Annotated in this window: 25 protein-coding genes and 1 pseudogene; 4 read left to right on the top strand and 22 right to left on the bottom strand. The window is 36.3% G+C overall.

What is annotated here, in order from left to right; all coding sequences use genetic code 11:
* Positions 1-95: 95 nt before the first annotated feature.
* The 6 genes and pseudogenes from dapA to JFU20_RS23730 form a co-directional block, all read right to left on the bottom strand.
* On the bottom strand, positions 96-974 hold the full coding sequence (dapA, locus tag JFU20_RS23755) for a 4-hydroxy-tetrahydrodipicolinate synthase (RefSeq protein WP_002014579.1): 879 nt from the start codon (positions 972-974) through the stop codon (positions 96-98).
* 11 nt (positions 975-985) lie between these two features.
* Positions 986-2218: an aspartate kinase gene (dapG, locus tag JFU20_RS23750; RefSeq protein ID WP_002088068.1), complete on the bottom strand. Its 1233-nt coding sequence runs from the start codon at positions 2216-2218 to the stop codon at positions 986-988.
* 23 nt (positions 2219-2241) lie between these two features.
* Positions 2242-3288, bottom strand: a complete 1047-nt coding sequence (gene asd, locus JFU20_RS23745; protein WP_002014577.1) for an aspartate-semialdehyde dehydrogenase — start codon at positions 3286-3288, stop codon at positions 2242-2244.
* Positions 3289-3437: 149 nt separating this feature from the next.
* Positions 3438-3626, bottom strand: a pseudogene (spoVFB, locus tag JFU20_RS23740) (dipicolinate synthase subunit B); the annotation flags it as partial.
* 104 nt (positions 3627-3730) lie between these two features.
* Positions 3731-4393, bottom strand: a complete 663-nt coding sequence (locus JFU20_RS23735; protein ID WP_201038941.1) for an exosporium leader peptide-containing protein — start codon at positions 4391-4393, stop codon at positions 3731-3733.
* A 45-nt stretch (positions 4394-4438) separates the two neighbouring features.
* Entirely contained in the window at positions 4439-4576 is a 138-nt protein-coding gene (locus JFU20_RS23730) for a hypothetical protein (protein WP_172796641.1), read from the bottom strand.
* A gap of 217 nt (positions 4577-4793) precedes the next feature.
* On the opposite strand from JFU20_RS23730, the gene JFU20_RS23725 reads away from it, so the two are divergent.
* The 4 genes from JFU20_RS23725 to JFU20_RS23710 all read left to right on the top strand — a co-directional run bounded on the left by JFU20_RS23725 (position 4794) and on the right by JFU20_RS23710 (position 7592).
* A complete protein-coding gene (locus JFU20_RS23725) occupies positions 4794-5351 on the top strand; it encodes a hypothetical protein (RefSeq protein WP_061688557.1) in 558 nt (185 codons plus the stop codon).
* Positions 5352-5405: 54 nt separating this feature from the next.
* On the top strand, positions 5406-6266 hold the full coding sequence (locus JFU20_RS23720) for a hypothetical protein (RefSeq protein ID WP_176523465.1): 861 nt from the start codon (positions 5406-5408) through the stop codon (positions 6264-6266).
* Positions 6267-6328: 62 nt separating this feature from the next.
* Positions 6329-7096: a hypothetical protein gene (locus tag JFU20_RS23715; RefSeq protein ID WP_201038940.1), complete on the top strand. Its 768-nt coding sequence runs from the start codon at positions 6329-6331 to the stop codon at positions 7094-7096.
* A gap of 172 nt (positions 7097-7268) precedes the next feature.
* Positions 7269-7592 carry a hypothetical protein gene (locus JFU20_RS23710; RefSeq protein ID WP_088040011.1) on the top strand — a complete coding sequence of 108 codons (324 nt, stop codon included), beginning with the start codon at positions 7269-7271 and terminating at the stop codon, positions 7590-7592.
* Between the two features lie 353 nt (positions 7593-7945).
* Here the strand turns inward: JFU20_RS23710 and JFU20_RS23705 are convergent, their stop codons facing one another.
* From JFU20_RS23705 to JFU20_RS23630, 16 genes are all read right to left on the bottom strand, one after another.
* Positions 7946-8752 (bottom strand): GH25 family lysozyme, encoded by an 807-nt coding sequence (locus tag JFU20_RS23705; protein ID WP_201038939.1) that lies wholly within the window; start codon positions 8750-8752, stop codon positions 7946-7948.
* Positions 8752-9177 carry a phage holin family protein gene (locus tag JFU20_RS23700; RefSeq protein WP_088034570.1) on the bottom strand — a complete coding sequence of 142 codons (426 nt, stop codon included), beginning with the start codon at positions 9175-9177 and terminating at the stop codon, positions 8752-8754. Before JFU20_RS23700 ends, JFU20_RS23705 begins: the two co-directional genes overlap by 1 nt.
* Before the next feature lie 37 nt (positions 9178-9214).
* Entirely contained in the window at positions 9215-9592 is a 378-nt protein-coding gene (locus tag JFU20_RS23695; RefSeq protein ID WP_201038938.1) for a hypothetical protein, read from the bottom strand.
* 16 nt (positions 9593-9608) lie between these two features.
* Positions 9609-13931 carry a phage tail spike protein gene (locus JFU20_RS23690; protein WP_201038937.1) on the bottom strand — a complete coding sequence of 1441 codons (4323 nt, stop codon included), beginning with the start codon at positions 13929-13931 and terminating at the stop codon, positions 9609-9611.
* Entirely contained in the window at positions 13928-15385 is a 1458-nt protein-coding gene (locus JFU20_RS23685; protein WP_002165198.1) for a distal tail protein Dit, read from the bottom strand. Before JFU20_RS23685 ends, JFU20_RS23690 begins: the two co-directional genes overlap by 4 nt.
* Before the next feature lie 41 nt (positions 15386-15426).
* Positions 15427-17823 carry a phage tail protein gene (locus JFU20_RS23680; RefSeq protein ID WP_201038936.1) on the bottom strand — a complete coding sequence of 799 codons (2397 nt, stop codon included), beginning with the start codon at positions 17821-17823 and terminating at the stop codon, positions 15427-15429.
* A 264-nt stretch (positions 17824-18087) separates the two neighbouring features.
* The gene (locus JFU20_RS23675) at positions 18088-19335 is read right to left on the bottom strand and encodes a hypothetical protein (protein WP_002165196.1); all 1248 of its coding nucleotides are present in this window, start codon (positions 19333-19335) and stop codon (positions 18088-18090) included.
* A 232-nt stretch (positions 19336-19567) separates the two neighbouring features.
* Positions 19568-19930: a hypothetical protein gene (locus JFU20_RS23670; RefSeq protein ID WP_002165195.1), complete on the bottom strand. Its 363-nt coding sequence runs from the start codon at positions 19928-19930 to the stop codon at positions 19568-19570.
* Positions 19931-19936: 6 nt separating this feature from the next.
* Positions 19937-20530, bottom strand: coding sequence for a major tail protein (locus JFU20_RS23665; RefSeq protein WP_002165194.1), 594 nt, complete (start codon positions 20528-20530; stop codon positions 19937-19939).
* Positions 20531-20866, bottom strand: a complete 336-nt coding sequence (locus JFU20_RS23660; RefSeq protein WP_002165193.1) for a hypothetical protein — start codon at positions 20864-20866, stop codon at positions 20531-20533.
* Complete coding sequence (locus JFU20_RS23655) at positions 20863-21207, bottom strand: HK97 gp10 family phage protein (RefSeq protein WP_002165192.1); 345 nt, start codon at positions 21205-21207, stop codon at positions 20863-20865. The genes JFU20_RS23660 and JFU20_RS23655 overlap by 4 nt, the downstream gene beginning before the upstream one ends.
* Before the next feature lies 1 nt (position 21208).
* Positions 21209-21559, bottom strand: a complete 351-nt coding sequence (locus tag JFU20_RS23650; RefSeq protein WP_002165191.1) for a phage head closure protein — start codon at positions 21557-21559, stop codon at positions 21209-21211.
* Between the two features lies 1 nt (position 21560).
* A complete protein-coding gene (locus JFU20_RS23645) occupies positions 21561-21857 on the bottom strand; it encodes a hypothetical protein (protein ID WP_002165190.1) in 297 nt (98 codons plus the stop codon).
* Between the two features lie 12 nt (positions 21858-21869).
* On the bottom strand, positions 21870-23033 hold the full coding sequence (locus JFU20_RS23640; protein ID WP_002165189.1) for a phage major capsid protein: 1164 nt from the start codon (positions 23031-23033) through the stop codon (positions 21870-21872).
* Between the two features lie 19 nt (positions 23034-23052).
* On the bottom strand, positions 23053-23835 hold the full coding sequence (locus JFU20_RS23635; RefSeq protein WP_002165188.1) for a head maturation protease, ClpP-related: 783 nt from the start codon (positions 23833-23835) through the stop codon (positions 23053-23055).
* The gene (locus JFU20_RS23630) at positions 23819-24982 is read right to left on the bottom strand and encodes a phage portal protein (protein WP_201038935.1); all 1164 of its coding nucleotides are present in this window, start codon (positions 24980-24982) and stop codon (positions 23819-23821) included. The genes JFU20_RS23635 and JFU20_RS23630 overlap by 17 nt, the downstream gene beginning before the upstream one ends.
* Positions 24983-24989 lie beyond the last annotated feature (7 nt).

The raw sequence follows: 24989 nt of genomic DNA, 5'->3' as shown, positions 1-24989 counted from the left end.
TTCTTATTACAGCCTATTAACTATAGCTAATTTTCATCACTTACATATAGTTAGTCAAAATAAAAATGACCTAGTTTCACACTAGGTCATTTTTATTAACGAGGAATAGATTGCATTACGGATTGTAACGTTATTCTTTCTTCTTCCGTTAATGGAAGAAGTGGCAAACGTACAGAACCTACATCTAATCCCACCATTTGTAATGCTGTTTTTACTGGTGTTGGGCTCGGCGCCATAAATAGTGCATCCGTTACTTTTACTAGTAATTGATGTAATTTCTGCGCTTTTTTGAACTCTCCAGCTTGGAATGCAGCAATCATTTCTTGCATTTCATTCCCGATAACATGAGATGCTACAGAAACAATACCTTTTGCTCCAATTGCCATAGCTGGTAATGTTAAACCATCATCACCGCTGTATACTGCAAAGTCGTCCGCTGTTTTTTCAATGATTTCTGTCATTGTTAATACATCGCCGCCTGCATCTTTAATCGCAACAATGTTTTCTATTTCTGATAAACGAACAACTGTATCAACGGAGATTTGTACAATAGATCGTCCTGGAACATTATATAGCATTACCGGAAGCGGAGTGCTTTCAGCGATTGTTTTAAAGTGCTGGTACATCCCTTCTTGACTCGGTTTATTATAATACGGTGCCACTAGCATAACTGCATCAACACCAACTTCAGTTGCCTTTTTTGTTAAATCAACAGAAGCATGCGTATTATTGCTACCTGTTCCAGCGATGACGGGCACCCTTTTATCGACAACAGATACGACATGGCGATATAACGCTACTTTTTCTTCTGATGTTAATGTAGGAGATTCTCCAGTCGTCCCTCCTACCACGATTGCTGTTGTACCGTTATCAATTAAATAATTTACCAATTTCGTTGTCTTTGCAAAATCGATATTACCATTTTTATCAAACGGTGTTACCATCGCGGTTGCAATTGTCCCAAAATCTATCATGATCTCACTCCTTATTGTTCCAGTTGCTTTTCTTTTGAAAGCTCAAATGCACTATGTAATGCATTCACAGCCTCCACTAAATCGGCTTCTTTTACAAGAACCCAAATTGTCGTATGACTATCTGCTGATTGCAGAATTTGAATACCTTTTTCCGCTAAAGCTGTGACAATTTTCGCTGTAACCCCTGGAATACCTGCCATTCCAGCACCAACGATAGAAACCTTCGCACAATGCTCTGTCACCACTGGATCATATCCAAGTTGCTTTAAAACCTCAACTGCACGCGCTGATACACTATCCTTTACTGTGTAAGCTACACCGGTAGGAGAAATGTTAATTAAGTCCACACTAATCCCTTCATTAGCCATTTCTTTAAACACGTGTTGTTGTAAATCATATGCAGTTTCTTTTGCAAGCACTTTAATTTGCGTTACGTTTGACACATGGGCAATCCCTGTAACAGGACGTTCTTCTACATCCTGCCCTTTTGTAGCACCATCATATGCCGCAATAAGCGTACCTTCACTATCAGAATACGTAGAACGTACACGAAGTGGTACTTTTGCATGCATCGCAATTTCAACCGCACGCGGATGAACAACTTTCGCACCCTGATAAGCCATGTTACAAATCTCGTTATATGTTACAGTTTGAAGATGACGTGCATCTTTTACGATACGAGGATCCGCAGTCATAACACCTTCAACATCTGTGAAGATATCGATATATTCAGCATGAAGCGCAACACCTAATGCTGAAGCTGAGGTATCACTACCTCCGCGTCCAAGTGTTGTCGTATCTCCATTTTTCGTTTGACCTTGGAATCCAGTCACGACGATAACATCTACATTTTGTAACTCTTCATGTATACGATCGCAATTCATTTCAATAATCTTAGCATTCGTAAAGTCATTATTCGTTACAAAACCAGCTTGCGCACCATTTAATGCTGCTGCTTTTATACCATTCTCATTCAACATGTTAGAGAAAACAATTGCTGAGATTAATTCTCCGCATGATAATAATAAATCTTGCTCACGTTTAGAAATATTAGGTTCCTCTTGATTTACAAGACTTAATAACGTATCAGTTGCATACGGTTCACCTTTACGGCCCATTGCTGATACAACAGTAACTACTTTATAACCAGCAGCTAACGATTTTTTTATATGGTGAAGCGCATGCTTGCGCCCATTGTCATCACGTACTGATGTACCACCAAATTTTTGAACAATAATTTTCATATTTTGCACCTTCTCTTAGCCGTTTACACTAATTGTAATTTTACTAAGCGCTCTGCAATTTGAACAGAATTCCATGCAGCGCCTTTTAATAAGTTATCAGATACGACCCAAAGGTGGAATCCTTTATCATTATTTAAATCTTTACGGATTCTTCCAACGAATACTTCATTTTTACCTACTGCAGTAGCTGGCATTGGATATAACTGCTCTGCTGGATTATCTTGCAGTACAATCCCTTCTGCATTTGCAAGTAAGTTTTTCATTTCTTCTACTGTTACGCCTTCTTTATCTACTTCAATGTATACAGACTCGGAATGACCCGATACAACTGGTAAACGTACACATGTCGCAGCTACTTCTAATTCAGGCATATGCATAATTTTTTTCGTTTCATTAATCATTTTCATTTCTTCGAATGTAAATCCATTATCTTGGAATTTATCAATCTGTGGAATAGCATTAAAAGCGATTTGGAAATGCTTTTCGTCACCTGATACAGGTAAAACATTCGCCTTTACTTCTTCGCCATTTAAGATTGCTTGTGATTGTTCATGAAGTTCTTCAATAGCTGCCGCACCAGCACCTGATACAGCTTGATATGTGGAAACGATTACTCGTTTTAAACCATATTGCTGGCGAACTGGCTCAAGAGCTACTACCATTTGAATTGTAGAACAGTTTGGATTTGCAATAATACCATTATGTTCTTTTAAATCATTTTCATTTACTTCAGGTACAACAAGTGGCACGTTTTCTGTCATACGGAATGCACTTGTATTATCAACAACAATTGCACCACGCTTTGCTGCTTCTGGCGCTAATTGTTTCGATACAGATCCACCTGCACTAAATAGTGCAATATCTACTCCTTCAAAACTTTCAGGAGTTGCCTCTTGAACTGTAAATTCTTCGCCTTTAAATACAAGTTTCTTACCTGCAGATCGTTTAGATGAAAGTAACGTTAACTTCCCAATTGGAAATTCTCGTTTCTCTAAAGTATTTAACATTTGTTCACCAACTGCGCCGGTTGCTCCAACTACAGCGACATGAAAAGTTTTTTGCTTTTCCATCACTATGCCCCTTTCTAGATACCAATCCTTCTATAACTTAGAATTAGAAGGAGCTTACAATGCCCCCTCTAATCTTAATAACGTTAATTTTATCATATTCTACAGTAAGAATGATGGTTTCAACAAAAATTGTACGTTTTTTTCGTTTTTCAATTCATATATCTGAATTTTTCTACAACAACAGGTTGTAATTGTTTTCCTTGTAGCGCTTCCAATACTGTATCTTCAAGTAACTCCATACGAGCTACCATTGAGTTCGGTTTTTTCTCTGGTGCATCTTGGCCAAATGGTACGAAGTAGATGTCTTTTGTAGCCATTAGGCGCATTAGGTTGACGCCAACAGGGTGATGACAAAGCTAATGAATTTTTTATTTTTCTTCTATTATATATATTTTTCCTCAAGTTTAGAAAAATTGCAACGGGACCACTTAAAAGAAATGAACTATGTCGCCGTAGGAGTAGGAGTTATATCCACAGCTGTAATTTTACAAGTTGAAATAGCGAATCTAAAGAGTGTAGGTGGAGGTGGATTTATAGGTATTGGCAAAGTACCTATCACTATACCAAGAGCTGTTTGTTCCACATTAAAGCCTGTTGCAATAGAACCATTACTTACTAAAAGATTCACTGTAGAACCGATCAGTGTATCTAGTAATTCTCTAATTGGTCGTTCACGACAATCACATTCACACCCTAAATCGGCAGGTGGAAGTAATGTTAGAGGTGGTACTGTTATTGAAAATCCTACCCCTATTACATCAGAAATATTGACCACGAAGGTTGTCGTGCTAACTGGATCTGTAACTGTAACTAAAAAATCATTAACGGAAGTAATATTGAATAAAAAGAAACGAGGGGCTACGTTTGGTGCATCTGCAATAGTGGCAAGAATCACAGTCTGCCCGACAAGTTGTCGTAACACCTCCTGCATAGGGAAAACACAGCAATCACAAAGACAGCCTTCAGTTGCTCCCGTTGGACCTGTTGGACCTGTTGGTAAAGTAAATGGTGGAATAGGGGGAAGTGTAGGGCCAATTATATTTGGATCTAATGCATTAGCTTGAAGTACCTCATTTGTTTTTTTTATTTCATTTTTATCAAACACATACCTATCTCCTATGAGTATACTGTATTGTAGTAATATATACAGTTACCATACATAAGTTTCATTTATCGTTATATAATATGTTTCCCCTTTGCTATTGTGTATCTTAAATCGTAGTGAACCATCCACATTTACCTTCTCATCAATTGTAAATTCCTCACCTGTATCTACATACTCTGCCAAGTAAGAGAATCGTATATTATATTTTTTCTTCTATTATATGTCCATTTCACAGTCTGTAGATTTATTTTCATTTCCAAGCATGTATATCGTATTCTTCATTAATACAATAAATGAATTCCACGGTAAAGATAGAAAATTTGTATATCCAATATTTATAATTTATGTTATGGTACAATATGTTAATTAATTACAATACTTTCTAAAAGGGGAATACATAATGAAAGCAACGAAACTCATAGCATTAACATTTCCAGTTCTATTATTGTTCGGTTGCGGGATAGGAGATAAAAATTCTACTCCTAAGACTGAGAAAACTAGTAAAGCCATTTCGAAAACAGTAATATCCGAAAAAGAGTATCCTTATTATATTTGCGAGCAACTGTTAGAGTTTCAAACCCAAAAGGATACACTAATACTAAAAACAGGTAAGGCGATGAATGATAAGAAGAACTATGAAGATGTACTAAAAACAGTAAATTCTATGGACGAAGCCTTAGACCGTATGGAAAACATAAAAGTACCTGATAAGTATAATGACATACATAAACTTGTACAAGAAGGAGTAGAAGACGCAAGAAAAGGAACAAAGATACTGAAAGACGCTAATAAGGAAGATGGACAGAAGATTCAAGACGCCTTACTAAAAAGCACTCCACATATGTCAGGTGTAGATGGTGAACAGTGGGATAAAGCAATTTATGAGTTAAATCAAGAAACCAAAGATGCTTACGCTAAAGCACTTGATAAGCAAATAGAGGAACATGCAAAGAAATAAAGTAACTTTGAGTACCACATACAATCATACAACACGATAAGGGGTAATAAGAAAATGAAAGCAAAAAGACTTGTAACGTTAGCTTTACCTATCATGTTATTATCAGCTTGTACAACAGAGACATATGGACTTACACAAGCAGAATTTCGAAAAGTAGACAAAGAGTTTAAAGCAGATAAAATGATAGAAGATATGAAAAGAATGCATTATAAAGACGAAGAAATAGAAAGGCAACTCAGAGGTGCATTAGCAAAATTGGAGTATGAAGAAGAACAAAGAAGTGGGAAAAAGTCTGACAAGAAATCAGAAAGCCAGACAGAGGTAGATAAGGAAAAAGAAAATTCTAGTGCGAAAGAAACTAGGTCAGGTAATGATAAGACTAATAAAAAGCATACGATACCTATATCTTCCACAGAATTCCCTGACTATATGTTCGATTTATTAATAGACCTTAAATATTCAATAAGAACGTTAAAGAAAGAGTCTGATGCATTCTCAATAGCTAGCTATGAAGGTGAACCGAAGGACACTATTATAAAAATTTATAGTCAATTAGATAGTTTAGAAAGAGTTGAAGTACCTAAAAAGTATACAGACTATGAATACATTATCAAAGAAGGTATAGAAGATATAAGAGACTATTTACCTAAGGTAGAGAAAGCATTTAAGAAGTATGAAGACCCTAGAAATGATAAAAAGAAAGTAAAAGAAGAAGTAGAACGTGCATTAGATGGGATAGATAGCGGTATGTATACATGGCAACCGTTCTTTGCCGATATGAACGATAAGGATCCTAATGCATTGAAAGAAGCAATTAAGAACAAACAAGATGTTATTAAGCAGGATCATAATTCATTTGGAAAAGGTACATCAAGTACAACAGACGGATCAATTAACTATACACCAAAGAAATAAAAGGCTCTACTTGTATGTTTGAACTGAATAATAACACTATTAATATTAAAGGGGTTTGAATTATGAAAGCAAAGAAACTAATATATTTAGCATTTCCGCTTATATTAGTAGCAGGAGTAGGATGTTCTAAAGATAATGCTGAAGAGAAGAAAACTGATAATGTAAAAGTTGAAGATTATAAAAAGACTGACAACCTAAAAGATGCAGAGTCAAAGGATAAGAAGGAATCGGAGACAGTAAAGCTACGAGAAGAAGATTTCATGAAGACTGTGGATGAAGAACTAGATAAAGCACTAAAAGAAACAGAGTCAGAAATGAAAGATAAAGATAAAAAGGTCAAAGAAGAAGTTAAAGAAGAAACTAAAAAGGTAGCAAGTGAAGAAGAAAAGGCAAATAGAACATTAGCTGAAGAACGAGCAAGTGATGATAAACAAATAATAAAAGAGGTTACTCCTCCTGTAACATTAAAACAGTATCAAGAAAATATAGATGAAACTGCTAAAGAAGTAGCAAAGGAGTTACAAGCTACAAAACCAATATTTGCAAAAGATGAAACTTCAAAAGAAAATCAAGTTGAATTAAAACAACAATTAGGGGTATTCAAGGAAAATCTTGACAAACTAACAGCTATAGAACCGCCTAAGGATTATGATTACTATCGAACACAATTAAGAGACGACGTGAAAGTAATTAAACAGTCAATAGACCAAGTATTTGTAGGTTTAGATGAAAATGATATAGAAAAAGCCGAAGCAAACTTAGGGGCTATGTTTGGGTATATTGACACGATGGGTTCTACATTAAATGAGATAAGAGACGCACAAAATTAAGTATTCAAAGGGGTATGTGACAATAAAACGTAAAATGTTAGCTTTAGCATTACCTGTTATGTTGTTAGCAGGTTGTACAACAGAGACATATGGACTTACACAGTCAGAGTTTCGAAAAGTGGACAAAGAATATTAATCAAGTAAACTAACAATATAACCAGGAGGTTATTTCATGAGTTACGATACAGTTGCATCCTTACAACGTATGCAACAATTCCAGCAATCAGAAGCTGTTGCTGGAAAGAGGATTGTCTTGCAACGCATGTTTACGGGATTAGATATAACGTTGTTTATTATTGCATTAATCTTAGGCATCCCCACTTTTTCAATATCTTGTATATTATTTTTTATTTATTATTTCTCAATAACTAAAACATACTTAGTGAAGAATGTTGCTACTGGCGAAAAATTCAAAGTAGATAAACAAGATTTCAAGCAATATAAAAAGGAATTTAAAGCGAAGGAAAAAGAAGTTAGAAAAATATCTGATCTATAATCAGATTTAAAGGACGGTACATACCAAATGAAAAAGAACTCTAACTTTATGAAGGTCGTTCGTTCAATATTTAACGCATTTCGTTTGTTGAGTAAAATTATAAATCCTATATTAAAGGCATTATCTAAAAGTAAATTTTAAATCTCATAAAAACAAAAATCCCCTTCTGCATATAGGTGCACAAGGGGATTTTTTCAAATTAATCTATTCGTTCTACAGATACTGGTTCACTGGTTCATAGATAAATAAGAAACGGTACCTTTACACTAACATCTATAAAGATGAAAATCAATATATAAATACCTACCTATAGAATCAGGTAACATTTTTATTCGTAAAACTATTCTTTTGTATTATTTCAAATACTCGTACCACCAGTTTCTTTCGTCCATCCAAGCTGTAATTTTATCAAGTTCACCATTTGGTAAAACTTCAGTTTGTAAATACGCTAAACCAGTTAATGGATCAGAGACAACTTTCCCTTTTGTTCCACGCTCATTCATAGCGTTTACGACTTCCTGGACCAATGAAATTCCAAAACCACCAGATTTAACATATTGATAGCCAACATTAGCAATAGCTTGTTCTGGCTGTTTCTCTTCTGTAAACCAAGCTAACGATTTGCTACCAATTAGAGAATTCAAATCACACTTGCCGATACCAGGTACATTACCAGTTTCAGAGTACTGCCAAATATCACAAGGGTATGCTGGTTTATTCCCTCCATAGCGTGGAATCCATACGAAATCACAATTAACATTTGCCATTCCGAATGGAGCATACATATGATGACCAACGTATAAACCAACTTTCTGAGCACCTAATCGGCGTAGTTCATCAATAAATGCTTGTGTGCCCGCTCTCATATCATTCATTGTTTTTACTTCAACATCCGCTACCCAGACTGTCGCATTCTTATCACCGCGATTCCAGAAATCACGAGCTTCTACTTTTGCATCTTCTATAGAAACAAAACGACAGAATGCATAGTTACCAAACGGAACGTCATGCTGCTTCATAGCTTGTACATAGCCTTTATACAATGGATCCACATAATTTGAACCATCCTGCACACGAGCGATGATGAAATCAATGTATTGCTTTGCTATAGGCCAGTTAATGTCACCATTCCATTTTGAAATATCAATAATATGTCCCATTACTTAACATCTCCTTTTCTATCTTCTTGTTTTTGTTTACCGCCTAAAATCTCAACTGCATTTGTTAAAGCTTGTGGGAGCGGAATCCCCATACGACCAGCATTTTCTAAAAGTGAAAGTAACTCATTACCCATGAAGAAGAAAATAGTCGCTTCACGAATAGCACTGTTACTTCCAAACGCTGCATCTAATTGAGTTGCAACCCCAACCAAAAGAAAAAGCACCACCTTTTTGGCGATGCCTTTGAAACCAACTTTACTTTTTAGTTCTCCGTTATAACCTGCTGCTATCATGCCAGTTAAATAATCAATAACTGCCATTGTTACTAAGATTTTCAATGTTGCATCCCATCCTCCCAAGAAATACCCACAAAAGCCACCAAATGTAGCTATATATGCTTTCAGTAATACATCAATACGATCCATCTTTTCATCTCCTTTTTTAGCAATAAAAAAAGACCAGCTATTGCTGCTCTTGCCCTGTTTCTGTTTTATTTTCAGTTGTTACTAGTTCTTGTGGGGGATTTTTACCTGTCAATTTAAAATAATCCTCTGCACAAAGGCGTCTTTTAGCAAATCCCATATCTAATTCATATAGACGTGAACCTCGTCCACATAGTTCACATCTGGTTGCAATTCTGAAACAGATTGTTCCATCAGACATTTCTCTCCACACTTCGACCTTACTAGTGCCCTCTGGAATGCCAGCATTATTTAACATATCAGCAGGTACTTGGACGGAAATCCCTGTATCAGTTCTTGTTGCATCTACCAGCCTCCCCATAAAAGGAAAGCTTTCACCTGCTTGAAGTGGCATCATTTGAATGTCATATTTATTCATCTATATCTCTCCTTTTTTATCCAAGGGCATTGAATTTCCAACCATTCGCACTGCTCACATAAAAACCCGGACCGAGATTACCGTCTGTAAAACGAATATGCCCCCAACCTTGAAATGCATTCCCACCAAGATTTACACCTTGTACAGCTCGTATATTAGTAAAAAACTTAACATCTTTTTCTGTTGATATATCAAAGGTTTGACCATCAGGTGCCGGACCTATGTTGTTATTTACACTACCTACAGCAATTGTATTAAATGGTTGAAGACCAGCGGCTCTTTCTGCTGCCGCTCGATCCCAGTTATACATAGATGCATATTTACCGCTGTATAGTGTTACACCTGATACACAAACCGCTGTTTGCGCACCAGTTATTTGTCCATTGGCAGAACAGACTTTAATAATCAATGCATGTTCTTGTGGTTTATAGTTTGTTGGTACTTTGAATGTAAATGAGTATCTCCTAATTTCACCATAAAAAATACTTGGCTCAGGGAAGTCCATTTTTTGTTCATTCCATATATCATAGGAAACATTGTCCCTAAACTTCACACAACATACGTGCAAGCGTGGTTTCGCTGTCTTACGTACACCATTTATCATAGATGCTCTAAAATGTGCAGATAATGTATACTCGTTTCCTGGATGTATCCCATTGTTAACCACTGCTTCTGGATAGTTGTACATATCTACCCTTGCCGCATTAACCATTTGTTCGTAATCAAATACAGATGTATTTTTTTCTATCACTACATTGCCCTGCGACTTCCAAGTTAAACCATATCCACCTTCAAACCCATAGTAATCTGCATTTCCTATATTTTTCTTTCCAACACTAGAAAAATCGGAATCTGCTATTAAGTTTCGTCTTGATACCGCAGTTGTTTTTGTTCCCCATTCATCTTGGAATAGGAAGTCTAGCATTTTTACGGTTACACCATTTTTATCAATGGTAATTTTATCACCATTAACGTTAATGACATTCGTATCGATACCTTTTGCTGTTAACCACTTCACCATTGTATCGGCATTAATATCCAGTTTCGCAGCATTGATTGTAATTTTTCCGGGGGACATATTAATAGCAGTAACAATACCATCCTTTAAAATCTGTGCGATAATTCCTTCATCTAACACTTGTAACTTAGATTCCGTTTTTTTTACATAGGCATCATAAGTATCGTTTATAAAGGTTTCCTGATTTTTTGCGAGGATAGTAACGCCTTCTCCATTTGCTGTGATGCTTCTTTCTAACTCTGTAACTTTCTGATTGTATTTCTCGGTAGCTACTTTATTAGCGATATCTTCCATCATTTTATCAACATCATTTTGATCTTTCGGATGTAACCAAAATTCACTTGCTATAGTGCCACGTTGCAACATAGGTGCAGCACACCACAAACGCCCATTTCTTGTAACATAATAACGCCATCTCACAAACGATGCATTAGCAGGTGCTTTGTCTGTACACACAGCACGAACCCACTTATTATTTACAACCTTGACATTAGTTCTAATTGTTTTAATACGAGTTTTTTTGTCAGCAGTCCACCACTCAATTTCAATAAATGCACCTCCACTATCAATAGGTGTTTTCCCGTCAGTATTGAAATAACCTGATGCAACAAATTCCTCATTAACTTGACACTCAATGAATTGACTTGTTAGACCCCACCAACGATCTTGAGTCTGTCCAGTAACGGTAATTGAGAATGTATTCATACCTTTGTATTTTAAATTTGTATCAACAGAGCCAATAGCCCCATTACCACTATTCCAAATCCAATATTTCTGCCCTAACTTAAAATCAGCATCACGCAACTCGTTGACAGTACCTAAACCACCTACATAATCCTCAACATCTTTCTTTTTCATTGTTAGCTTCAATGCTTCGCTATGTTGACCTATCGTTGTAGTAGCCTCGCTAATTGTCTTTCCTTGCTCAGTTTGTGTTTCCTGTAATTTCTTAACACTTGCAGTTGTTCCTTCTGCATTCTTTTCTACAGTGTTAACACGTTCACTAAATTTTCCTTGTGTTTGTTCAACTGTTTTAATACTTTCTTTAATACCGTCCACACTTTTTGTAATCTCAGTTGTTTTCTTAGTGAATTCATCATTTGTTACTTGGTTTTCTGGAGCTGGTGTCCAATCCTGCCGTCTATTCCCTTTATATAAAGCAACCCATTCAACTGTCGCTTTCGTTGTGTTTTGAGGGGAATTGTATAAAGACAATTTCTTCTCGTTACCTACCGTCGTTGCAACAGCTTTAAATGTCAGATAAGTAATTCCGCTGGCATAAACACTTGTTGCATACCCGACATTAATCGAACCACCATTCTGCCAAATGCCAAATTTCTGTCCCTGTGGAACACTACCTTTAATTACAAAAGTATATTCCTCACCTGCAGAAAAATTTTCAGATAGAGTATATTGATTAATTAAATAATCCGCTTTTTCATATTTAACATTTGAATCTAAAAGAAGGTTACGTCCTCCAGCTTTATCGTTAGCAACCTTCTTTTCTACGTTCTCTAATTTCTCACTAATCTTCCCTGCTTTTTCTGTAATTTCAGTTGTGGTTTTCTTTAGATCATTTGTTGTTTGCTGCACCTCAGAGATTATCTTTTTTGTGCCTTCGGAAGTCTCTACTACTGTATTTAATTTTCCAGTAATTTCACCGTCTTTTTTTGTTAATAATTCAATAGATTTAGTAAAACCTTCATTGGTTTGTTTCATTTCAGAGACAGTTTTATTAATTTCACCTTGAGAGTTCTGTACATTTTTAATAGTTCGAGAAACCTCTTGAAGATTTTCGTTTACTACATTAAATTGTCCAGCGGTTTCGTTTTGTGCTTCTTCCACTTTCTTATTTAATTCTTCTTTTGTGGACCGAATATCCTTATTGACTTGCTCCAGTGTCTCTTTCTTTACTACTTCTACATCAGGAATTAGCAATTCCCACCCGTTACCGTTCCATACTTTTAAAATACCAGGTTTTCCGTTACTAATATCTCGCCATATTGTTTTACCAGCTTCCAATCCTGTAGTCGGCGCTGTTTTACTTTCAATGATAGTCGTTTGATAGTTCTTTATGTTTTCTTGTACTTTTTCAGCAAGTTTCTTTGCGGCTTCAGATTCTTTTTGAGCATTGTTAGCTTTTTCAGCAGTCTCTTTAACCAACTTATCTAGCTGATCTAGAATTTCTTGTTTATTTCCAAGAGAAGCCAGGACTTTATTGTAGAGCTTACGTAATTCCTCGTTTGGATCAATGATTTCACGATAATCACCAAACACATATTTATCTTGTGTAGGATCAGTAAATGATTCATCACCAGCAATAACACGAGCTTCTAGATACAGTTTAGGTGTAAAACCTGTATCTTTAATTCGGATTGTATCACCCTCATTAATTAGCTCATGCGCTAATCCAAAAACTCGCCCGATACTTTGCGCTTGAACTTCATAAGAAACAGATGTATTAACACGTTTTTTTATCTCTGTTTTCATAAGAGTCATTAAACGTTCTGGAGTAATATCTTGTTCTGTTTCTGGCGTATAAAAGCCGAATTTATGTTGCCCTTTTTCATTCCAGCGCTGGAACGCATCGCTATCTACGATGTACGGCAAACCGTTATTAATACTCTCAACTGTAATTATCTTATCTCCTTCACCTTTAACGAACCCCATAAGCGCTGTACAGATATTTTGAGAGTTTTCAATACGTTTGATTCCCATTAAATCTTTACCAAGAGTTACTTCTTTACCTATTTCTCGACCACGCTTCTTAACCATATCCACATAACGACCAACGAATTGATTACCAACAACTTCAGCACGATACACAATTTCCAAATCAAAAAGAGAAGCGATATCCTTTAAAAATTTAAGCGGGTCGATAGGTTCATTGATAGTCATTGTATGAAAACCAGAATATTCTGTACGACCTCGTTTCCACTTTGTCCCTGTTAAAGCTATGTCAATAAACTCATTGACCGTTTTCCCTTCAATTCGTTGAGGATTGATAACACCTGCTTTTGCTAATAAAATCCATTCACCAGATGCATAAGTAATTACGGATCTATCATTAGAAAGTTTTTCAGCTTCAGTAATTACATACGGTACAATAACACCGCTACGCACCTCTTTTAACACTAAGTTTTGTTGCATGAGTGTAGCTGCTTGTTCCGTACCATCAGCCGTTGTAAAATCAAACTTATCAATATTGTTCTTGATTTCCCAATGCCGTTTATCATCCCAATAATCTTTAGATTGGATAGTAGAAACGATTTGTTCTGTTTGAAAATCGACAACATGAAGTGTTCCGCTAGGTGTTCTCATCTAAATCTCTCCCTGTATATTACCTTTGCTTTTCCTACGTTTGAAGGCATAACCTCTAGTGTGTTTGAACCTTTATTAACAACCGGATAATCACTAAATATATCTTTTAGATTAATAGCACTCTTACCATTTATCGTTACAAGGCTTCTCTCTGTATCAATGGATACTTTATCTCCAACATCGAAAATATACGGTGGGTTATCTTGTGTATTCATATTGACTTTCCATATTTTCAAATCATCAATACTCATTTGCGAACAAAACATGTTGTTAGAGAACTGAGAAATACTGATTTGTACTTGAGTGACTTTATTCATGTTGACGTTATTTTCGTCTATCCACACTACAAAGCGCTCTGAGTCATCAGTCTCCGTACCTAAAATAAATTTAGAAATATATGCTTCCCATCTGTTCCCTGTTCTTGCAAGCCATAAGCGACCTCTGAAGTTAGTCCAAGTATCTGGATGATCTCCATGCTCGTTGATAAAGACTTGCCCACCCGGTTTTTTACTATTCCCAACACTAGCAAATCCACTATTCTGCTCGGCTTCCCATTGAACATCACTCATCGATATACGAGCTACATAATCACTATTTTCATCGAGAAGACCTATTTCCACACGTCCCATTTGATCCCAATGATGACTATTAATTTGTACATAAGCTTGCATGATGAAATCCTGTAATGGTCCTTGTGGAATATTTTTTTTGGCTATACAACCATGCCACCCTTTTACTGTAGGTTCGCCCAGATATTCAGCCATAAAACGATATCCGTCTGTTTTAAACTTTCCTCCACCTGTCATATCCTCTGTTTTAGCTACATTCGTCCATCCTACAGTGGTGGACATTTCATCCCACAATACACGCTGATTCCTTTCAACAGGAATTTGATCAGCTTTAAGCGGATATCCAATGCGAAAATAATTCGTTCCATTCCATACATCAAGAAATGTGGAAGGCTTCGTTACTTCAACTTCTATAATCGGATTGGATTCCACACTTCCTTTGTTTTGAACATTTGCTATTAATCCGCGTCCATCCATTTCAAATTCTACCGTTCGAGTAGGTCCTAATTTATAAGGCATAGGACAAGTAAACTTCAAAGTACCTTTACCTAATGTAACGAAATCATCAAGATTAAAATCTTCATCAATAACAGCTATATACGTTCTATCAGGAGTTGCATCAAAAACTAGCTCGACCGATTCTTCTGTAATTAACCAAGCTGATATTTCTTCCTTTAACGTTTCTAAATTCGTTTCATCTGGAACAATAATTCCTACAGGTACAGGAAGTGGACGAGGGTCCGTTTCTGTACCTAATAATCTTGCACCTGGATATCCAGGTGTTTTTAAAAAATTTCGCTTTAGAGGTGCCCATGTCGGTGGACTCCATCCCTTTTCTATTTGAATAAAGTCTTTACGTATTTTGTTAAATGTAAAAGAACTCATGTTAACACCTCATTTCGTTTAAAAATAAAAGAGACTCAAACTTAAAAGTCTGAATCTCTCTGTGCTTCTCTTTCTTGATATTCAGTTGTATATCTATAAGTACCACGTGCCACGTCTCGTCCTTCTAAACTAACAGGTACTTCAACTACTAAATCTCCTCCGAGCATCGGAATTACTCCATTACCACCAGATGATCCTGACGAATAATTAAACACTTGATTTGCAACACTAGCTGTCATTGCTTGCCTACTGTTTGACATACTTCCGTATACACCACTCATAACGCTTTTTAAGCCTGATAACTGCCTCATAGAATTAGCCATCATACGGCTCATATCGCCCATTAATTGATTCATAGTTCCAGTGATACCAAGCGATCTCTCTTTCGAAGATAACGGAGTAACTGTAATTGAATTACCTCTTTTTGTAAACATCTCAGGTCCTTTTTCTCCAGTAATAAATGAGCCATCCCCTACAGGTTTTCCACCTTTAGCAAGCATAGGAACATGCGGAATAGTCGGAGCACTAACACCTGGTATATTATTCAATAATTCTGCTGGCGTGTTAAAACCATCTATAAATTTATTTATGATACGAATAATTCCATTAATCGCTGTTTTAATACCGCTTTTAATTCCATCCCATACACCTAATACAGCCGATTTCATTCCTTCAAACGCTCCACTAACAGCATTTGTTACCCAACGAACAGGAGTCATAATAGCTTCTTTTAGTCCATCCCAAACCGAAGATGCTGTTGATTTTATCCCTTCCCAAATGTTTGAAAGAGTTGATTTAATACCATTCCAGATGCTACTACTCGTACTACTAATCATGTTCCAGACAGTCGAAATAGCTTCTTTGATGTTATTGAATACGGAACTCGCTATGGAAACAATTGAGCTCCATAAGCTAGAAAGGTAGCTTTTAATGGCATTCCATACTGCACTTGTTGTGGAACTAATCGTGTTCCAGGCATTCACAATCCAGTTTTTTATTGCATCAAAAATTGGTGTTACAATAGCAACTAATCCATTCCAGCATGCTTGTAAGAAATTCTTCACTGCATTCCACACAGCCATTGTTGCTGAACTGATTGTATCCCACACAGTAATGATCCAAGATTTGATTTGCTCAAAAATCGGCATAACAAATGCTACAAGCCCATTCCAACAGGAAACTAAGAAATTCTTAATCGTTTCCCATACAAAGCTTGTAGTAGAGCTAATGGTATTCCAACATTCAGAAATGAAATTCTTAATACTTTCAAATATTGGAGTAGCAAAGTATAAAATAGCTGTCCAAATCGCCTGTAAGTATTGCGTAATGAAATTCCATACTGTTTGAATCACTGTTGAAATGCCATTCCAAATCATTGCAAAGAAATCAGCTATCCCTTGTAAAATCGGTGTGATAAAAGCAACTAACCCATTCCAGGTACTAATGAAAAACTCACTAATCGCTGTCCACACTTCGGAAGTGGTTTGGCTGATACTATTCCAAACTTCTGATAACGTCTCAACTACCCCATCCCAAACTCCAGTCAAATATTCAACTATAGAATTCCATGTTTCCGTAGTAGTTTCAACAATAGAATTCCATGTTTCAGATAGGGACTCCATTATTCCATTCCATAGTTCTGCTAAAAACTCTTTAATTGAATTCCAAGCAGAAGCGGTAGATTCGCTAATACTTTCCCATGTTTCTGTTGCCCATTGGGATATGCCGTCCCATATTCCTATTAGGAATTCTGTAATTGAATTCCATACCTCGATGGTCCATTTTTGGATATCGTCCCAATTTTTATAAATTGCAATTCCTAGAGCTGCTATAGCGGCTATGATAAGAGGAACAACAGCAACAATCGCAGCCGCTATTCCTGCTCCGACACCAAACAGGCCCATGATCGCCATAACTATAGGAGCAAGTGCCATAACCGCACCAGAAATCACCCCGATAGCTACTGCGATAGCTGCTAATGTTGCTGCTAATTCCGGATTGTCAGAAACCCATTCTGCAAATTTAGAAACAAGATCAGCTACCACAGATAAAACTGGTTCAAGTGCCATTTTTAAATCTTCCATGGCTTTTTGAAACTTAACAGCTGGACTTGCATCTATTTTAGAAGTTGCTCCATGTAAATCCTCTACTCCTTTTTTCAAATCAACTTGCTTACCTTCTGCCTTTAGAATCGTATCGATAATTTTCTTTCCTTGGTCTTCCCAAAGGGTACCGAACATCTTCGTACCAAGCGCATTTCTGTCTGTCGCATTTTCAACACCAGCTAAAGCCTTGGTTGCTTCAAGCATCGCTTTTTGTCCATTTTCACCACCGCCAGCAATTGCTTGTCCCCATTTTTCAAATTGATTGGCTGAAATCTTTGTTTTATCTAAAACCGCTTGCATGGACTTATCTACACCGGCACCAAACTCAGCCATTTTGATACGGCCTTCTTTAACACCCGATATGTTCAACAGGATTCGCAACATCCTGTCAGTTCTCTTATGAACTTCTGTATATCACTATACAGACCAGACTATATCATCATCTTTATATAAGATGCTCCCCATTTCGGATGTCATTTGCTTACACCCTACGCTTTTCAGCTAGTCGTTGCACGTTCCTAAATTAAAGGCTTCGCTCAGTATTGTCTCTTTTGAGAGTTCCACTGAATTAAAGGAGTTTTCTATGAATGTCGCCACTCATAGGGACAATTTTTTATCCAATAGGTTGTCTATATTCCAACTTTTCGTGTCTACACCAGCTGACATAATTCCTTGAACTTCTTTAGCTGTAAATCCAGCTTGAACCATTTGGTCACCATATTCAGCAATAATGTCTAATTGTTCAGGTGGAAAACCTGTTTTTAATAACGTGTTAACTAATCCTAAAGCCTCTTCATTAGTAATCCCTAATGTTGCACCAATCTCATTCGCTTCCTGTATAAGCTCATTAAAATCAATCCCTGCATAACTTGAAGCGATAGTTGCCGCTCCTTTAACTACAGCAGCATTCGTTTCATCAGAAGCATCCTTATTCAATGCCCATTGTTTTCGAACACCCTCTAAGGCTTCTTCTGCATCCACACCATAAGTAGTTACGCCCCTTACAGCTTCTTCTACTGATTTTTTCGAAGACTCCGGAACATCAAAAGTGATATCAATCTTTGTTTTTAATTTAGACATGTCCATTGCTTGCTCAACCGCACTTGCAATACCGCCACCGGCTGCCATACCACCTATGACATTTTCTAGTCCTATTTTAAGTCCTTCAAACTTTTCCTCTGTTCTTCCGGCTTCTTGTTGTAAATCTCTTAACTCATTTCGTACTTGTTGTATGGAGTTTCCAGCATCCACAGAGCGAAGCGCACGTTGTAATTTTTCTATATCTGTTTCTGCTCCTAAAGCTTCACGACCAATAAGACCAATTGCCTGTTCTAACTGGCGACTTGTAGCCGATCCGCTTTTAATCGCATTTACAAGACGATTACCTAATGCTCCTGCAAAGTCATCAACGCTTTTTCCTGTAGCGCTAAACAATGTTTCTAATTGTCTTGTTGAACTTGCTACACTTTCTTGCTCAGCTTTCATGTTTCCAAGCTTATTTTTCAACCCATCAAGTGATCCTTGTGTAAATTCAATTTCACGCCTAAACGAGCGGTATTGTTCTTCAGAAATCTTGCCATTTTGAAATTGTTCCTGGACCTGTTGTTCAGCTACCTTCAATTTATCTAACTTTTGTGTTGTGTTATCAATTTGTTGAGTAAGCAACTGTTGCTTTTGGGCTAATGCTTCAATATTACCTGGATCGAACTTCAACAACCGTTCAACATCTTTCAATTCCTTTGTTAAATCATTACTACGCTTATTAACATCTTTCAAAGCATTTTGAAGACCTGTAGTTTCTCCGTCAATAGAGATAGTAATCCCTTTAATTCTTCCTCCTGCCATACGTTCACCCCTCTTCCTTAGAAAGCATTAAAGTCTTTTTGAGTTGCTTTTCTTACTTTTTCTTTCTTTGGATTTTCCATTTCAGCAAATTCAGAAATATAATCAAAACAATCACCAATAGTCATTTCTTCTAAATCACCATGTGATAATTTCGCTTTATAACAAAGAGCAAGGAACGTATCGGTTGTTAACTCTTCATCACCGAAAGTCCCTTGCTCTTCATTATTTTTCTTTATTTTTTTTTTGCTCCCATCGTACTTTGAATTAAATCCATGATTTCTGGAATGATTTCAGAAATAGGGAATTCATCAAATCCATCTAGCCATGTAATCGGATCAGCGATTTCAGGGTTTGCTGTTTTTGCATATAACCAAACTAAATCATAAATAACTTCAAAATCTACTTTACTTAAATCAGCATTCGCTAAATCAATAGTAGGTTGTGAACCACCTTGAGGTGTGATTGGTGAAATGATTCCTAATCCAAACATATCCGCAAATAAATCACGTCTAAATTGTGCTTTATACTTTTTAACTGTTGCTGCTGTACCTTTTAATCGAACTTGTTTTCCATCTATAGTAATCGTCTTTTCCATTTATAATTACGCTCCTTTTGGTGCTGCTGGTGTTTTTACATATACTTTTTTGTACCAGTCGTTATAAATTGCTGGTGTTGTTTTAGCAGTCGTTTTCGTTTTAACCATTGGTCTTCCGCCAGGTGCTAAAATAATCGGGCTAGAAACAAACTTCAGTTCATTTGTATTTGGTTCAGCAGAACTTGTTTTTGTTTTAGATGCAATCGTTGGACGACTTGCTGAACAGTTATACATAACATGACGGGTTGCGTTCACATCACCATCAAACTCAAATAATAATGCGAATGGTTTCCCTTTTGCATCAGCCAATTCATTTAATACGCCATCCGTTTCGTCTAATTCTTCACCAAGTGCATCAATAGCAAATTGTTCAGGAATAGTAGCAATATTTAATGCTCCATCGTAACCTTGGTTATTACTTGCCGCGTAATAAAGCATGTCATCTGCATAGAATTCAATTAAATCACCGCGTGGCTCAAAAGTTAGTTCAACTCCACCAGGTAATGGAATTGGTGTCCCGAATTTAACTAAAAAATCCTTAGTATCTAATGGTACATAATGTACATTTTTCAAACCGAATGTTACCTTGTTTTCATTCATTTACATCAACCTCGTTTCATATATTTTTTGATACATTTTTTCAGATTCAATAAAAGTCCCATACGATTCATAAGGAATATCATGATCGTCTAGGACTTGTTCTAATTTGGCTTCAGCAACTAAATCTTTTTTAATTGTATAAAGCTCAATATTTAAATCATTTATCTTGTGATACACCTTATTATCAGCCATTAAATTTGCTGAACCGTCCACAAGAAAACAGATATAAGGTGGCGCTGGAACTGGATTGCCTGGTGTTGCTATGAAATGCGAATAAGCCACAGGATAGCCTGTAGCTTCAAGAATTTTTATTAATTCTCCTAATGTTAATGTCATGATTCAATTGCCCTTTCAATACGTCTTGGCAATTCATCGATTACATACTCTTCAACTGGACGAATATGCACTTTCTCCGGTACTCGGCCACCACCAGCTTTCGCATGACCATTTTCTAAAAGGTGCGTTAGTTGTCCTTGTGTGTTATGAAGAACAACGCCTTTATCTTCTTTTTTCTTGCGCCATCCTTTACGATAAGCACCTGTTTTTTTAGGGCTGCCTTGCTTTAACTTATCTACAGCAATGTCACCTATTTCTTCAATTTCATTTTCTAATTTTTCTTCCACAACATTCGCATATCTTTGTAATTCTCTAGCAATCTCACTCGCAAAATCATTCATATTAAACATGCTCCTTTGCGATAATAGTCAATGTTTGATACATTTCATCATCATTCATTGGCGGTTCGATAATGTCAAAGATACGATTCTTCATTTTAATCCGCATTTCTTCTGTAACACCCGATGTATAAGGGATTACAAATCGATAAATTCGAGTAGCTTGTGAAGCTGAAGCTTCGATATACTCAGACCCTTTCACCGTTTTTATCATCGCCCAGGCTTTTTTAAATTCTGGCCAAGATGTTTCGATTACTTGGTTTAATTCATCTTTTATTACTACAGGTTGTTCGATACGAATTCGATTGCGAAAATCACCTGTATTCAATGGTTTCTTATATTGAAGAGGACGCATATTAATCACCGTCCAATTTGATTTCTTCTAATGCTTTATCAACGCCTAAACTATTAATGTGACTTAAAAAATTTTTGTCAAAATACTCTAAGGCATCGTTATAGACATAACGAGAGCGTTCAAAGACTAATTCCTTGAACTCCTCGTTATTATTTAAATCGTAATCGCCACAAACTCTTAATAAAGCCTTATTAGACGTAGAAATGATGCGCTTTAGGTTATCGTCTTCCTCATCACCTAAGTGCATCCTTTCCTTAAACTCTTGCAATATTTCATCTGAAATTGTTGCGTTTCTCATTCACGTCACCCTTTATTTAGATTTTGTTTCTGCAGGTGGTGTAAATGAAATTTCTAAATCGTAAACAAGAGCCGCTTTATTATCTTTCGGTTTCCCATTAGCAAATTGTTTAATTGTATAAAGAGTAGCATCTTCGAAAGCTAATGTTTGATCAAATTCTTTTAACTTATATCCTCCTGCGATTGCGGCAATATATTGTCCTTTTACAAAGAATAAAGCTTTACCGACAGGAACTTCCTCACATTCTACAGGTTTAATGTTATAAGGCAATGCCATTACCCATTGACCTGTTGCCGTTTGAATTGTATTACGCGCTTGTACGCCAATTGCATCAATTGGGTTAACAACCATTACAATTTTATTTAATACTTTTCTTGATTTACCTTTTGCATCAACAGATAAAGCTTTTACTACTTCATAAAGTTCTCCGGCTACAATCTCCCCTTTATCAGATGGAGCAAATGTTAATTTACCAGAAGATTTTTTGTCAGTAACTGCGCCCGTTTCTGGATTTACATCTTTCATTAAACCGACTGGTTGATGTGCTACGGAACCACCGCCATTAACGAAACCAAATTCTAGACCGACAGAATACGTTTCTACTAAAACAGTTCGGACATAACGTTCAATCCATTCCGGTCCAAGTTCTCGCATATCATTCGGAATTGCTGCAAATGCTGTTAATTTAAGTTGTCCAATTTTTTCTTGTTTGAAAATAGCGTCGATTTGCCCACGAATTTCACCGAATAATTCGCCCCATACATAGGCTTTTGTTGCATCAGAATAGATAAATTTTGTAACAGTTCCTAGATCTTGCAGACCAATTTCAGCCAATAACGGATGCTCTGTAACTAAATCTTCAAATACACGTTCTTGTGTCGTTACAGGAAGAATTTCACCGTCTGTAAATCCACCTTCTTTTACAACAGCATTGAAGAATTTTGTTTCTGCTGAAGTTAAAACGTTTTGACCACGTTGTTGTAGAATGGAACGATCAAGCATATCATTGTTTACTTGCTCACGAACTGTATTCGCTACATCCGTTTGTAATGCATCAAAGAAATTTTCAAACGCTGTCGTTTGCTCTTTGTCTGTACTTTCAGCATTAGTTAGAGTGTCTGTTAATTTTGCTTTCGCCTTAGTAAAAGCTTCTGATTTATTAAATTTAATTGTCATTATGTGTTTCCCCCAATTTTTATAATTTTAAAAAGAGCCCTTTAATCCCACTGTTTTTAACAGGTTTCGGATTTGGCTCTTTTGGTTTTGGTTCTGTATTAGTTTGTAAATCATTCATGATTTCATTTTTTAACCCAGATAATGCAGCGTTTAAATCTTCTTTTGTAATCCCTTCAGCTTTCCCTTTATTAAGTGTTCCGTTTCTAAAACCATCGATTACTTTCTGTGGAATCATAGCAGAAGCGGCACCTGAAGCAGTCATTTTCACCGGATTATCCATAAACATAATTTCATCCACAAAATTATTTTCTAATGCTTGTTGTGGTCCCATCCATGTTTCTTCAGCCATCATATTAAGTAATTCCTCTTCAGATTTACCACTTTTAATGACGTAGGCATTTACAATTGCTCGATCTGTCGTTTTCAACATTTCAGCAGCTTTTTCCATATCGCGATGATCGCCACCATTCCACATCGATGCATTATGAATCATGATTTGTGCTGTTGGAGAAATTCGAACTTTATCACCAGCCATCGCAATAACAGAGGCCGCACTTGCAGCCAAACCAACAATTTGAACTTCAACCTGACCTGCATAGTTTTTTAATGCTGTGTAAATCTCTGACCCTTCGTGTACATAACCACCAGGACTATTAATTGATACAATTAAATCCTCACCATTGGCATTAGTAAGTTCTTTTGCAACCATCCCTGGGCTTGTTGCATCCATTTCAAACCATTCATATATCCAAGCTTCATCACTAGAAATGATTGGTCCTTTAATATCAAGCTTCACCGTCATTTTCTTTCTCACTTCCTTGAGATTCAGTTAGTTTCGTGTAATTCTTCGTAATATGATGTGTATTTAAATTAGGATCGTCAGAATCTTCATATCCTACTTCTAATCTGATTTCATTTCCTGTAAATGCACTTGAAGAAATAAGTTTATCAATACTTGTCGCAAGGTCAAAAATACTTTGATACGAAACTGCTTTGATTTCAATTTTTTGCCCTTCAAGATATTCATTCTTTTCAAAGAATTTCACATTTCCTTCGTCTGCAATCTTTTTTAACAATGGTTTTACTGTGAAAAGCATGTAATTTTTTGTTTGCTTTTCTACATCAGCCATTTCCCCGTATAACAAAGCAGTTGGAATACCAATAGTCATTGCAACTTGATTAAGAAAACCGTTTGTTACTTTGTTTATTTCATCCACACTTTGACCAGAATTTCCACCACTTGATGTTTCAGCGTATTTGAATCCAGGTTGTTGTGGAATTATAGCAACGTCCTTCTCTCCAATCGCTTTATACATGTTATCAATGAATTCTTGGAGTTTTGCTTGATGCTTCTCGCTTTTTGCTGCAAGCATATCCATATCAACTGTTCCGCGAATTTGATTTTTACGTTTTTGAGAGTTTAATATTCTTCCAAATAAATCACCATAGTCAGCAAAAAGCCCATCAATTAACGGCGATAACTTATCATTCCGATATTTTAAATGAATGACTTCACTTTGTTTAAATCTTCTCTTAAACTGATAATCTTTTACGATAACATTTGTAAAAGTGTCCTCAAAAACGGCGTATTCATCATGCACAAAATCATCAGCAATAAGTAAATCACCATCATCAGCTTGTATAATTAAAGCCTCATTTTCATAAATAAGTTTGTAAATGAACCTTTCCCAAAAGGTGCTTGCTGTCATATTCTTATTTGGTCTAACATTCAATCGATAATAAAGTTCATTTTTTTCAAATTCTTTACCATTTCTCACTCTGAATTCTGACTGACTAATGGTCCGACCTAAAAAAGAAATACAAGTATCAATAGCAAGTCGTTTCATGTGGATTCGATTTGCTTTTTCTATAAACATTTCTATATCAAACATAAAGCCTACTTCACTATTTCTTTTAAATACTGAATCTAGCCATCCAATGGTTATCACCCCCTTT

It is taken from the genome of Bacillus sp. TH30, from assembly GCF_016650875.1.
Classification (GTDB): Bacteria; Bacillota; Bacilli; order Bacillales; family Bacillaceae_G; genus Bacillus_A; species Bacillus_A mycoides.
Note: the sequence above shows the minus strand (reverse complement) of the source record. Positions and strands in the feature narration are given on the sequence as shown.